Origin of the sequence: Halopiger goleimassiliensis, assembly GCF_000455345.1 — an archaeon.
Taxonomy (GTDB): domain Archaea; phylum Halobacteriota; class Halobacteria; order Halobacteriales; family Natrialbaceae; genus Halopiger_A; species Halopiger_A goleimassiliensis.
Genome location: NZ_HG315690.1, coordinates 325,973 through 338,539 on the forward strand (window position 1 = coordinate 325,973; position 12,567 = coordinate 338,539).

Here is a 12,567-nt window from a genome sequence, read left to right on the forward strand (position 1 = left end):
GGATATCCGTGCTTCCGCCGGTCGGGCCAAAAGAACCGGTCAATGAATCACCCTCAGTCGTAATGCCGGGTTGATATATTCGTCAACGACGCCCCTCAGGCTTCGATTTCGATCGTTTCGATTCGGGGTGTTCGTCAGGACTCTTCCCGCGAACCTGAGCCCGATGCACGCCAACAGCCAGCCCGTCGCGAGCCGGGTCCGCGGCTCCCGTGAACCCGTCGGCACCGATCTCCACGACCTGCACGTTGCCGATCTCCTCTGGTTCCTCGGCCCACGGCTGGCCCCGTGCCTCGCCGTACTCGAGAGCCGCCGTCGGCACGTCCGGCTCCCACATAACGTCGAAGTCGCGGGCGCTGAAGATCGACGGCTCGAGCACGGACTCGAGCGGCTCGAGGCCGTAGACGAGCCGATGTAAGATCGCTTGCTGGACGCTGGTGATGATCGTAAAGCCGCCCGGCGAGCCGGCGGTGAAGATCGGCTCGCCGTCGCGGAAGACGATCGTCGGACTCGTGCTGCTCAGTGGGCGCTTGCGGGGCTGGACCTGGTTCGGTCCACCGGGCTCGAAGTCGAAGTCGGTGAGTTCGTTGTTGAGCATGAACCCGCGACCGGGGACCATCTTCCCGGAGCCCATCAGCTGTTCGATGGTCGTCGTGTAGGAGACGACGTTGCCGTGCCTGTCGGCGGTCGTGAAGTGGGCGGTCGCGCCGGCCGGCTCGGGACGGCCCGCGTCCGCGGTCGCGGCCCACTCGGGCATGAACCGCTCGGGCGCACCCGGAGGTACGCCCGGCGGAACCTGCTCGCCGGCCGCGTAGTCGGCGACGACGCTCTCGAGGTCGATCCGACTCGCGCGCTGCCGGAGGTAGTCGTCGTCGAGCAGCCCCTCGACGGGGACGTCCACGAACTCGGGGTCGCCCATGTACTGGTCGCGATCGGCCCAGGCGACGCGGTTGGCCTCGGCGATGAGGTGGTACTTCTCGGGCGCGCGGAGATCGTACTCCTCGACCCCGAGGAACTCGAGCATCCGGGTAATCATCGCGATCGTCGTCGGTCCCGACGTAGGTACGGGCTGGCCGACGATTTCGAAGTCGTAGGCCTCCTTCCGCACCGGCTCGTCGATCGTCACCGAGTAGTCGGCGAGGTCCCGCTCGTCGATGCCGGGTCCGCCCTCGAGATTCTCGACGGTGTCGGCGATGTCGCGGGCGATCTCGCCCTCGTAGAAGACGTCGCGGCCGTCGCGAGCGATCGACTCGAGCGTCCGCGCGAAGTCCTCGTTGACGAGCGTGTCGCCGGGCTGGGGCGCGTTGCCGTTCGCGTCGAGGAAGACCTCGCGAGCCGCGTCGTTGAACTTGTCTACGTTCTCCGCGATCTGTTCGGAGAGGTACTCGTCGACGGTGAACCCGCCGGCGGCGAGTCGAATCGCGGGCCGGATCAGCCGCTGTCGGGGCCGCGAGCCGAACCGCTCGCGGGCCGTCTCGAGGGCGTCGAGCGTACCGGGGACGCCGATGGCCTCGCTGCGCTGGATCGCCGCGTCGAACTCCCGTGGCTCACCGTTGTCGAGAAACATCTCAGGGTGGGCGTCCCGCGGCGCACGTTCGCGGCTGTTGATGCAGTGGACGCTGTCGCTGTCGGCGTCGTAGACGACCATGAACCCGCCGCCGCCGATACCCGACGCCTGCGGGGAGACGACGTTCAACACGTACTGGACCGTCACGGCCGCGTCGATCGCGTTGCCGCCTTCGGCGAGGACGCGAGCGCCGGCCGCCGACGCCCGCGGATCCTCGGACGACACCATCCCTCCGGCGGCGGCGGTGACTTGCTGACCACACTCGAACGTCGGCGCTTCGCAGTCGAAGCCGTCGAGATCGCCAGTGACGGACGTGTCGCTCGCGACTGCCGACGACGATCCGAGCGAGAGTGCCCCGGCGCTTGCTCCCGCGAGCGCCAAGAACTGCCGCCGATCGAAGGATCCGTTCGCCGATGAAGCGTCTCGTGTCATGACTCGGACACGGAATGCACCACCTGGGACCGGAAAAAGATTTCATACACAACACATGTCAATCACACGTCGCTACCGGAGCGGCGGTAAAATAAGCTCGCCCTTCGATCGGTATTTTGGACTGTGTTCGGTCCGGCGAAGTCCCTCTCGAGGCCGTCTGGGAATGTTGACACCGACCGATCGTCGCGGGACGTGCCGGCGTCGCGGCGGGTAACAGTAACCCTTTTGCAAGTTCCCTGCACACGTCCGAGTATGAGCAACGACTGGCCAGTCGACCCGGATGGCGAGGAAGGCAGCGAGGGGATGCGCAAGTACGACATGCGGATCATCGCCGACAAGGTCGACGAGGAGGAGGACTTCCCGATGGACGTCGCCGCGTTCGTCGACGAGTACGGCGACTATCCCATCCGGATCAACCACGAGACGGTCGTCGCGATGTCGGACATCTTCGAGTACGTCGACGCCGACGAGTTCGAGACGATGGTCGACATGCACAAGGCCGTCGGCGCGGCCATGCGCGAGGGGAACTTCTGGAAGTACCACCCGCAGGGGAAGGATCCCGAGAAGATCCCCGCCTGACGTTCGACGCCACCGTCCGCCCGAGCCACCACTCCGCTTCTGCTCGAGTCGTCGACCCGCTATCTGTCGACGGTCCTGTCGCCTCGGTAGCCGTCTGCCGCCCCGTATCACGAATCTGGATTACGTATCACTTATACGACGGCGTTCGAAAGGGTCGGGCACAGTGACTAACACGCAGGTGACGCTCGTTCAGATCGACAACTACGGGCCGTGGACGGTGACCCCCGAACCGCGACGGGAGGCCGACCTCCAGACCATGCAGTCTCGACTCTACGCCGACATCTCCCAGTTCGTGGGCAACCGGGGCGGCTACACGTTCTTCACCCGCTTCGACAACATGATCGCCGTCACGAACGGCCTCTCGATGGACGATCACGCGCTGCTGCAGGAGTCGGTCGGCAACCGCTACCCGGTGACGCTCAGTCTCGGCGTCGCGACCGGCACTACCCCGGTTCAGGCGCTCTCGGATGCAACGACACGCCTCCAGGAGGCCGGCAGCGCACAGGACGAGGACCGCCGGGAGTGTCTCGAGGGCCGAACCATCGACGAGGCTTACCGGTCCGACGAGGACGTCCAGATCGCACACTTCGACGTGATCAACGCGACGGGCACTTACACCGACGAACTCAATGCGTTCGATACGTTCATCGAGATCGAACAGGGCTACGCCGAACTCATGCGCCACATGCGCTACGCCCACGACAGCCTCTCGTTTTTCGTCGGGGGTGACAACGTCATCGTCGTCTGTCCCGACCTCGAGGCACCCGATTACGAGGAGGCGATCCACCACGTCGAAGAGGCCGTCGACGTGAAACTCCAGGTCGGCGTCGGCCGCGGCGACGACGCCCACGACGCCGGTTACGCGGCGAAACACGCCCTCGAGACCTGCCGGGCCGACGGGACGCGCGTCGAACTCGAGTGGGAGGGCTCCCGCTGACAGGTTCACTCGTTCGGCTATCCGTGGCGGTCCGATGGTTCTCCGTAGGTATCACGTTCGTGAACCGTCACTCGAGACGGCAGTCCACGCTCGAACGCTCCGGGAGGGAAAACCGGTCCTCACGGCTCGAAAAGGCCAACGTGTAACGTTCGATGCGGCCGCGCTTAAGTGTAGTGGAGGTAGTTTTTAGCCCGGTCACGCGTATTGTTGACACATGGAACCAGAACTGTCGGTCAACGAAGTCCTGACGACCGAGTACGTCGGGGTCAGCGAGGGCGACGCGGTCCTCGGTGCGGTACAACTCATGCGCGAGGAGCGCGCGAGTTGCGTCCTCGTGCTCCGAGGCACCGATCCCGTCGGCATCGTGACCGAGTGGGACGTCCTCGGCGTCGTCGCCGACGAACGCGATCCGAGCGACACGACCGTCGGGGAGGTGATGACGACGCCCGTGATCTCGGTCGGCCCGGATCGGTCGCTGAGCGACGTCGCGACGATGATGAGTCGCCAGAACATCCGGAACGTCGTCGTGGAGCGCGAGGACGAACTCCTGGGCGTCGTCACCCAGCGAGATGTCATCGCTGCCGCCGGCTCGTTCCAGGGCGCGGTAGCCACCAGCCGTTCGGGTGGGGAAGCGATCGATCCCGACGGATCCGTCGAGGAACCGATGACCACGTCCGCCGACGAGGTTGCCGACGACCGGCTCGCACCCAACGGAGGCGACGAGTTCTCGACGCAGGGCGTCTGCGAGGCCTGCGGCTCGCTCGCCGACGAACTCCGGGACGTCAACGGGAAACTCGTCTGTCCGGACTGTCGGTCGGTGTGACTCGGCGCGAGCACTCGCTTTTCTCCCGTGGCTGCTGGGGCGTGTCAACAGCCAGCGATGCTATTCGTCCGATAGAAAGACCTTTCGGGTGCCGCGGTGGAACCATCGACAATGATCCCTACCCTCGACGAGCTCGACGTCGAAGGGACCACCGTCGGTGTCCGGGTCGACGTCAACAGTCCGATCGACGACGGGTCACTCGCCGACGACGCCCGCCTGCGCGCGCACGTCGATACTCTCTCCGAACTTCTCGAACGCGGTGGTCGGGTGGCGGTCCTCGCCCACCAGGGTCGGCCGGGTGGCGACGAGTTCGTCACGCTCGAGCCCCACGCCGATCGCCTCGGCGAACTGCTCGATCGGCCGGTCGACTACGTCGACGCGACGTTCACCGAGGCTGCCCGGGACGCCGTCTCGAGCCTCGACGACGGCGAGTGCGTCGTCCTCGAGAACACGCGGTTTTACAGCGAGGAGTACATGGAGTTCGACCCCGACCGGGCGGCACAGACACACCTCGTCACCGGACTCGAGCCGGTGCTCGACGCCTACGTCAACGACGCCTTCGCCGCAGCACACCGCTCACAGCCCTCGCTCGTGGGCTTTCCGTCGGTCGTCCCCAGCTACGCTGGCCGGGTGATGGAGACCGAACTCGACGTGCTGGGATCGATCGAGTCGACCGGCGAACCGCGGGTCTACGTCCTCGGCGGGGCGAAAGTCTCCGACTCCATCGACGTCGCCTGGTCCGTCCTGGAGAAGGGGCTTGCCGATCACGTGCTGACGGCCGGCGTCGTCGGCAACGTCTTTCTCATCGCCGACGGCGTCGACCTCGGCGACGCGAGTTCGGATTTCATCTACGACCAGGGCTACTGGGACGAGATCGATCGTGCGGCGGATCTCCTGGACGCCTACGGCGACCGCATCGCGCTCCCCCGTGACGTCGCGGTCGATCGCGACGGCGAACGCTACGAGATCGGCGTCAACGCCCTCCCACCCCAGGACGGCGAATCGGCGATGGACGTCGGCGAGTCGACGCTCGCGTACTACGAGCGGATCCTCGCCGACGCGGAGACGGTCATCCTCAACGGACCGGCCGGCGTCTTCGAGGACGAGGCCTTCCAGCGCGGTACCCGCGGGATCTACGGTGCCGCGACGGAGGTTCCGACGAGCATCGTCGGCGGTGGCGACACCGCCTCGGCGTTGCGCAGTCTCGGTATCGAGGGATTCTCGCACGTCAGTACGGGCGGCGGTGCCGCGCTCCGGATGCTCACCGCCGAAACGCTGCCCGCCGTCACGGCACTCGAGAATGGCACCGACGCCGACGATTGAACGCGCGAGCGGCAGCGACGTCGACGCCATCGCGGATATGTGGGTTCGACTGGCCCGCGACCAGCGCGCGTACGATTCCTACGTCCGTCCCGAGGCCAACAGGGAGGCGATGCGGGAGAGCCTCGCCGCCTACGCCGCCGCGGACGGCCTCCTCGTCGCCCGCGTCGACGGCGAACTCGCCGGCTTCGCCTCCGTCTCCATCGAACGCGGCTCCCTCGAACTCGACGCGACTCGTGGAACCCTCTCGAACCTGTACGTCGAACCCCGCTTTCGGGATCAGGGAGTCGGCTCGGCGCTGCTCGAGGCCGCCGAATCGACCCTCGAGGAGAAAGGTGCCGAAGTCGTCGTCCTCGAGGTGATGGCCGCGAACGAGGACGCCCGGCGCTTCTATCGCCGCCACGGCTACGACGCGTTCCGCGTGACGATGGACCGCTCGCTCGAGGAGTGAGCGAAAAGCGATACACACTCAAAGGAGGCTCGCCAACTGACGCCCGCGCCAGGGGAGCATGGGTGGTTCATGCACTCGACTTGTAATCGAGACTTCCGGGGTTCAAATCCCCGCCCTGGCTTAGATCCTTAGGTTCAAATCCTCTACCGCCAGGTATCCGAACAGCCGTCAACCCGGGTGGCGGTAGTTGGGCAAACCTGAGGTTCAAAGCTCATTCTGCCGGCGGTCAGAACGGAGGTGTCAGTGCGTGAGCTCCGCGACCGACGAGTTCGGTCCGTTCTGCGGGGCGCTCGGGTGTACCGAAGACGCCGACGTCGTCATCAACCACCCGGAGCACGGCCGCCGAACGGTCTGCGAAAACCACGCCGAAGGCCACGAGGTGGTCGCGGATGTCTGAAGAGCCGGACGTCCGCCCCGAGGACGCCCTTCAGGTCGCCCAGCGAGCACTCCAGAAGTGCAACGGCCTCGAGGACGATCTCGACGAGCTCCGTGACGAGTACGACGACCTCGCGGAGGAACTGACCGCCGTCAAGCTTCGCCTCTCCGAGGAGGACGACGACGCCGACTACCGCGATCTCTCGCTCGACACCAAGATTGGGATGGTTCGCGAGCACGCCTACCAGAAGGCCGCCAACGGCCACGGGAAGGCGACGCTCACTTACGACGACGTCATGTGGGAGGTGTTCGACGGGGAGCCCGGGAACAACCAGTGCTACCGACTCCTCCGACGAGCGGCTGGCTACGACAACGACGGGAATCGCGTCCAGGACGTCTCCGGCTTCGATCTCGACGAGAGCAGTCGGCCGATGAAACTCACCGTGGACGCGAAGGCGGCAAAACGAGGTGCCGCCTTTTCTTCCCGGAATAATTCGAGTTCGGGGGAGGTGTTCTGAGGATGGGTTCATTCCACCGCGGAATTCCACCTCCCTAAATCTCGCTGTAGTAGTCAGCAAGTGCAGTTGTGTAAGCAAGTGTCCGTTAGCTGAGCGTACGCCGAATCCGACGCCGTCCGACGCCGTCGTTCGGCGTTCGGAACGCTCGATCCGGAATTATTCCGGCAAGAAAAGACCGCGACCGATCCCATGTCACAAACCCAAACGCAAACCAGTCCACTCGTCGACGACCTCTCGACGGAGTTCCTCCGTCGGTACTACAAGGAGGAGGTCCAGCAGCTGGCGCAACGGTATCCGAACGAGCAGCGCTCCCTCGAGGTCGACTGGAGCGACATCTACCAGTACGATCCGGACGTCGCCGACGACGTCCTCGCCGAACCGGAGCAGATGCGTCGCTACTTCGAGGAGGCACTGCGGCTGTTCGACCTCTCGATCGACGTCACTCTCTCCAACGCGCACGTACGTATCGGCGGGCTCCCGGAGGAGTTCACCTACTACCCGGGTGGCTTCTCCCCGTCGGACGAACTCGGCAGCTACCGATCGATCCGTGGCGAGATCACGAAGGCGACCGACACCTACCCGAAGATCGAGGAGGCTGCCTTCGAGTGCCAACTCTGCAGCACGATCACGCGAGTGCCGCAGTCTGACGGCGACTTCCAGGAACCCCACGAGTGCCAGGGGTGTCAACGCCAGGGGCCGTTCCGGGTGAACTTCGATCAGTCGGAGTTCGTCGACGCCCAGAAGCTCCGGATCAAGGAACCGCCGGAGCTCGCCGACGGCGCCGGCAAGAAGATCGACGCGTTCGTCGAGGACGACCTCGCGGGCGAGGTGACGATCGGCGATCGCGTCGTCGTCTCGGGCATCGTCCGCTTCGAGCAGGAGAGTAGCGGCTCGAAAAAGAAGGCGAAGTTCGAGCCCTACCTCGAGGGTCGCCATATCGAGATCGAGGAGACAGACCAGCAGGACCTCGACGTCTCGAGCGAGGAGCGCAAGCGGATCCGCGAGCTCGCCGACGGTGCCGAAGGGACGCCACTCGAGGCCGCCGCCGAGTCGCTCGCGCCGAAGGTCTACGGCTACGACATCGAGAAGAAGGCGCTGATCCTCGCGCTCGCCTCTGGTGGGAAGATCACCTACCCCACTGGCGACTCCGACCGGTCGGACCTGCACGTCCTCCTCCTGGGCGATCCAGGAACGGCGAAGTCGAAGCTGATCGATCGGGCCAAGGAACACGGCTGGCGAACGGTCGGCGTCTCGTCGAAACGAGCGACGATTCCGGGCCTCACCGCCGCCGCGGAGCAGGACGACTTCGGCGACGGCGAGTGGGTGATGAAAGCCGGCGCGTTCGTCAAGGCGAACGGCGGCACCGTCTGTATCGACGAACTCGACGACATGGATCCCGACACGCGGGCGGGGATGCTCGAGCCGATGAGCAACCAGAAGTTCAACGCGACGCTCGCCGGCGAAAGCGTCACGTTCCAGACCGAGACGTCGGTCGTCGCTGCCGGGAACCCCCGCGACGGTCGGTTCAATCCCTACGAACCCGCGCCGGAGCAGTTCGACTTCGAGTCGGCGCTGATCTCCCGGTTCGACCTCGTGTTCACGATGGCCGACAAGCCCGACGAGGAGGAAGACCGGGAGATCGCCGATCACATCCTCGCCTCGAGGGACGCCGCGAAACGGGCCCAAATGGACGACGGGGCCGAGTCGGGCGACGCCGACGAGGACCTCGAGAAGATCACGCCGCCGGTCGAGGGCGACATCCTGCGGAAGTGGATCGCCCTGGCTCGACAGCGACCGACGCCGCCGTTCGAGTCGAAAGAACTCCGCACCGACCTCCGGGACCGCTGGCTCGAACTCCGCGGTCTGTACGACTACGACGAGACCGAGCCGATCCCTGTCACCTTCCGCAAACTCGAGGCGATGGTCCGGGTTTGCGAGGCACTCGCGAAGTTCGAGCTCTGCGACGAGATTCGCGAACGCCACGTCGACCAGGTGCTCGAGATCGTCGGCCGGTCGATGGACGACATCGGCAAGAACGAGGACGGCGAACTCGACGCCGACGTCCACGAGGTGGGCGAGTCGAAGGATCAGCGCTCGCGCCGGAAGTGCCTCGCCGGCGCGATCAAGGAACTCGAAGAGGAGTACGACAACGGCGTCCCCCGCGATCGCGTGATCGAGTACATTCAGGACGAACTCGACCGGGACTTCGAGGCGTCGAAGCTGCACGCAGATATGGACAAGTGGGTCGGCGAGGGGGCAGCGACCGAGCCCGAAACCGATCGGATCCGCTACCTCGGGAGGTACTGATCATGTCAGGATCTACCGAGACCATCGCGAGCGAAGTAGAACGCCGCAAGCGATCGAAGGAGGCCTACGAGGCCGTCATCCGCTGCACCGATTACAACTCGGGTCGCGTCCAGCCCCCGCTCGCGAAGCAGTCGTCGGTCATCGGCTCACTCCACGCTGCCGGGTACGGGAGCTACGGGCTCGATGAACTCCATCGAGCGATCAGAGCGGCGTGCTCGAACGGCGACCTCTTCCGGATGACCGATGGGCATGGGGACGTCCGGCTGGGGATCGACGACGCGGAGACGCTCGTCGAGAAGGTCCAAGGCCACCTCATCGTGAGCGACGACCCGCACTCGGAGGTCATCGCACTGGCGAACGAACGCCTGGGTCAGCTGGGCCACGGCCACCAGACGAAACGCGCAGTGGGTGGTCTCGATGAGTGACGGCGACAATCACAGAGACTGTACTGACCGCACTGTTAGTGATGAAGAACTGGCGGTCATCGGACCGTCTCGTAGTTGGGCTAGTGAAGGGGGTGACGCGGACCGATGACCGTTTTCGAAGACGCCTACGAACTCCGGCAGAACAATCTCCAACACGACACCGTCCCAACCGCCAAGGGGCCGCGGTCGATCGAGAGGCTGTTCGAGGCCCGCGACCGCTTCGAGCGGCTGGGCAACGATCGCCGCGACGGCTGTCTCGCGATCGACGCCGAGAACACCCGTGAGATCCCACGCGGGTGGGTCTCACCCGACCACGATACGCTGCCCGATGGCCACGAGGGGCTCTGGCCACTCGAGGACATGACGACAGTCCTAGCGTCCTGCGATGGCGCGTTCATCTGCCAGTCGGATGCCGTCTGCCTGGACATGACGATCCTTCAGCCCGACGGCGTCGTCGCGATCGACTTCGAGCGAGGTGAAACCGATGCCTGAGAAGCAGGAGGATCACGAGGACCTCCCGCCGAGCGCGCAGTTCGTGCTATGGGTCCTCGAGGACGAAGGCCCGCTCACCCAGCAGGAGCTCGCCGAGAAGATCACTCTCCCGAAGCGGACCGTTCGGTACGCCCTCACCCGCCTCGAGGACGAGGGGATCGTCGAATCACAGACCTATCTGAAAGACGCCCGACAGTCACTCTACACGATCGAGGACGACACCTCTGGCCGGTGAGAAGTGACGATATTCGTCACCAGGTTTCTTCTTAAGTCGATGTATTACCTTGTGTGAATGTAACGGCTGTTCCACCATCGATCCCCGGCCGAGGCAACGACGACGTCGGGGGTTGGTCGACAGCCGACGGTCTCTCCTCCCGATCCACCATGTCCACCACAGCCCACCCCCTCGACGAGGTCCAGGACCGCGATCAGGCCGACCGCGTCTTCCGACGCTACGTGTTCGAGGACTCCTCCTGCTGCAGCAACTGCTTCCGCAGGATCAAGAGCGACCACGTCCGCCTCGAGTGGGGTGCGGAAGGCAACGACGTCGATCCGAAGGCGACGTGTGCCCGGTCGGTTCGCGAACACAAGACCAAGCCTGGAGAGATCGGTCCCGAAGGCCCACTCCAGGGGGCCGAGCAAGTCGAGATCACGACGAAAGCCCGCTACCCCACGCGCACGTTCTGTGACGACTGCGGGTCCGTCTCGGGCCGGGCCGACGACGAATCGATGACGCGACGAGAGGCACTCCGACGCGCTGAAACGCTCGCTGTACGACTCGAAGAGGTTGGCGAACCGGTGGACGTGGAGGTTTTGAAGAAGCTGGTCGGCCACCTCAAGTCCCAGCCCCGGTTTACCGGCTACGACACCGAGGTCTTCGAGGCCGCGACTACCGTCGCGATCCGCCACGCTCGCAACCGACGCCAACGATGATCGTCCAACCGCTCCCGCGGGGCCAGCCGGTCGAACTCGAGTTCGCCGGCCGTCGCCTCGAGGGCACTGTCGCTGACGTCCGCTGGGACCCATCCTGGGCGAACCCGCGAACGGAGATCGTCGTCGACGCCGACGGCGCGCGGATCACGGTCGGTCGGGGGTCGGTCACTCCCCGATGACGTCCGGCGTCGCCCCCTGCCTCGCCGGACCGAGGGCCTGTTGACACCCCACCGCTTCCGCTGTACCGTTTCGGGGCGGGCACAATCCCGCGACTGCATCCCCACGCATTACGTCGACGCACTACACTACCACGGACCGTCCCGACCCGCGCCGGGATCTGGCCGGGAAGGCCGCGCACGACGCGCCCTGGCGCACCTGTTTCCATACTCGACCACCATGCTCGATACCATCCCTTGCAGACCGTTGCAACGCCTGATCCGGGCCATTCGTGTCCGGTATTTCATGGTGAACTGGCCCGAGTCCGTCCCGACACTCGAGACGACGACCCCAGCGCCGGGACCGCTCGAGGGCGGTCTCGAGTGGCCCACGGAAGACGAGATCGCGACGGTGATCGGCGTGTACGCAACGGGGGACTGACGAGTGATGGTCACGACAAGCACGATTCGCGTCGTCGCGTGGACGGCAAGCCTTGTGACCGCTGGTGCTGCGTTCGGGATGGACTGGGCTATCCAAACCGTCGAGATTCCGCTGTGGGCGCTCCTGGTCGTGACGTTCGTCCCGACTCGAGACCTCGTCGACGCGACGATCGAGATTCTGGATGCAGTCGTTCAGAAGATGACACCCGCCGATAGTGATCGGCCATGACCGAGGACCGCACTGAACTGACCGGCGTCGACGCGGCGATCGCGGACGAACTCGAGGTCGCTGGCTTCGATACTGCCGACGAACTGGCCGACGTCCACCTGATCGGTGAGGAGTATGGTCGCTCGCTGGGGATGAACCCGCGCGAGATCGCTCAAGGTATCAACGACGACGTCGAGGCCGTCGGAAAGCCACGGGCGACGGTCTTTCCTCGGACGGAGGTTATCCGCGCCCACTCGGAAGGATCGCTCGACCGCTACGAGCGGATGATGGGTGACGCTGATGTCACGATCATGGCGGAGCTTCCGACGGCCGGCGACTCCTGCGTCTGCGAGAAACGGCCCAATGCTGCCGGTCGGGCTCCGTATTCGATCCGCGAGTTCAGAGGATTAGCATACCATTTACCGCTGCACCCTCAGCGTGGTGTTGTACCTATGACTGCCAACTGATCGCTGTTCCTCGATCCTCGACTCAGGCGTGGTGGTCCTCGAGGACGGTTCGATTCCGTCCACGCCCTTCTGCCGGCGCGGTGCCGGCGCGTATCGATCCCCGTGGTGGCGAACTACCTGTTTTCGAACCGATATGCGAG

General features: G+C 65.1%; 17 protein-coding genes and 1 tRNA gene. 17 read left to right on the forward strand and 1 reads right to left on the reverse strand.

Features of this window, described 5'->3' with window-relative positions:
• Positions 1-82: 82 nt before the first annotated feature.
• Complete coding sequence (ggt, locus tag TX79_RS01675) at positions 83-1,996, reverse strand: gamma-glutamyltransferase (RefSeq protein ID WP_049925345.1); 1,914 nt, start codon at positions 1,994-1,996, stop codon at positions 83-85.
• Positions 1,997-2,248: 252 nt separating this feature from the next.
• Between ggt and TX79_RS01680 the strand changes: the two genes are divergently transcribed.
• The 17 genes from TX79_RS01680 (at position 2,249) to TX79_RS01750 (ending at position 12,427) form a co-directional block, all read left to right on the forward strand.
• Positions 2,249-2,575: a DUF5785 family protein gene (locus tag TX79_RS01680; RefSeq protein WP_049925346.1), complete on the forward strand. Its 327-nt coding sequence runs from the start codon at positions 2,249-2,251 to the stop codon at positions 2,573-2,575.
• A gap of 163 nt (positions 2,576-2,738) precedes the next feature.
• Entirely contained in the window at positions 2,739-3,512 is a 774-nt protein-coding gene (locus TX79_RS01685) for a GTP cyclohydrolase III (protein WP_049925347.1), read from the forward strand.
• 214 nt (positions 3,513-3,726) lie between these two features.
• Entirely contained in the window at positions 3,727-4,335 is a 609-nt protein-coding gene (locus tag TX79_RS01690) for a CBS domain-containing protein (RefSeq protein ID WP_049925348.1), read from the forward strand.
• Positions 4,336-4,446: 111 nt separating this feature from the next.
• Positions 4,447-5,658 carry a phosphoglycerate kinase gene (locus TX79_RS01695; RefSeq protein ID WP_049925350.1) on the forward strand — a complete coding sequence of 404 codons (1,212 nt, stop codon included), beginning with the start codon at positions 4,447-4,449 and terminating at the stop codon, positions 5,656-5,658.
• Entirely contained in the window at positions 5,636-6,106 is a 471-nt protein-coding gene (locus TX79_RS01700; protein ID WP_049925351.1) for a GNAT family N-acetyltransferase, read from the forward strand. Before TX79_RS01695 ends, TX79_RS01700 begins: the two co-directional genes overlap by 23 nt.
• 47 nt (positions 6,107-6,153) lie before the next feature.
• Positions 6,154-6,227 (forward strand) — tRNA-Thr (locus tag TX79_RS01705).
• A gap of 126 nt (positions 6,228-6,353) precedes the next feature.
• Positions 6,354-6,503 (forward strand): hypothetical protein, encoded by a 150-nt coding sequence (locus tag TX79_RS19515; protein ID WP_195892439.1) that lies wholly within the window; start codon positions 6,354-6,356, stop codon positions 6,501-6,503.
• Positions 6,496-6,999 (forward strand): hypothetical protein, encoded by a 504-nt coding sequence (locus TX79_RS01710; RefSeq protein WP_049925353.1) that lies wholly within the window; start codon positions 6,496-6,498, stop codon positions 6,997-6,999. Before TX79_RS19515 ends, TX79_RS01710 begins: the two co-directional genes overlap by 8 nt.
• A 189-nt stretch (positions 7,000-7,188) precedes the next feature.
• Positions 7,189-9,306 (forward strand): minichromosome maintenance protein MCM, encoded by a 2,118-nt coding sequence (locus TX79_RS01715; RefSeq protein ID WP_049925355.1) that lies wholly within the window; start codon positions 7,189-7,191, stop codon positions 9,304-9,306.
• 2 nt (positions 9,307-9,308) lie between these two features.
• Positions 9,309-9,731, forward strand: a complete 423-nt coding sequence (locus TX79_RS01720) for a hypothetical protein (protein ID WP_049925357.1) — start codon at positions 9,309-9,311, stop codon at positions 9,729-9,731.
• Positions 9,732-9,836: 105 nt separating this feature from the next.
• The gene (locus TX79_RS01725; RefSeq protein ID WP_049925358.1) at positions 9,837-10,223 is read left to right on the forward strand and encodes a hypothetical protein; all 387 of its coding nucleotides are present in this window, start codon (positions 9,837-9,839) and stop codon (positions 10,221-10,223) included.
• A complete protein-coding gene (locus TX79_RS01730) occupies positions 10,216-10,458 on the forward strand; it encodes a MarR family transcriptional regulator (RefSeq protein WP_049925359.1) in 243 nt (80 codons plus the stop codon). The genes TX79_RS01725 and TX79_RS01730 overlap by 8 nt, the downstream gene beginning before the upstream one ends.
• A gap of 149 nt (positions 10,459-10,607) precedes the next feature.
• Complete coding sequence (locus TX79_RS01735; RefSeq protein ID WP_049925361.1) at positions 10,608-11,156, forward strand: hypothetical protein; 549 nt, start codon at positions 10,608-10,610, stop codon at positions 11,154-11,156.
• Positions 11,153-11,335: a hypothetical protein gene (locus TX79_RS01740; protein WP_049925363.1), complete on the forward strand. Its 183-nt coding sequence runs from the start codon at positions 11,153-11,155 to the stop codon at positions 11,333-11,335. The genes TX79_RS01735 and TX79_RS01740 overlap by 4 nt, the downstream gene beginning before the upstream one ends.
• A 283-nt stretch (positions 11,336-11,618) precedes the next feature.
• Complete coding sequence (locus TX79_RS19955; RefSeq protein WP_268257973.1) at positions 11,619-11,753, forward strand: hypothetical protein; 135 nt, start codon at positions 11,619-11,621, stop codon at positions 11,751-11,753.
• 6 nt (positions 11,754-11,759) lie between these two features.
• Positions 11,760-11,981 (forward strand): hypothetical protein, encoded by a 222-nt coding sequence (locus TX79_RS01745; RefSeq protein WP_049925364.1) that lies wholly within the window; start codon positions 11,760-11,762, stop codon positions 11,979-11,981.
• Positions 11,978-12,427 (forward strand): hypothetical protein, encoded by a 450-nt coding sequence (locus TX79_RS01750; RefSeq protein WP_049925365.1) that lies wholly within the window; start codon positions 11,978-11,980, stop codon positions 12,425-12,427. The genes TX79_RS01745 and TX79_RS01750 overlap by 4 nt, the downstream gene beginning before the upstream one ends.
• Positions 12,428-12,567 lie beyond the last annotated feature (140 nt).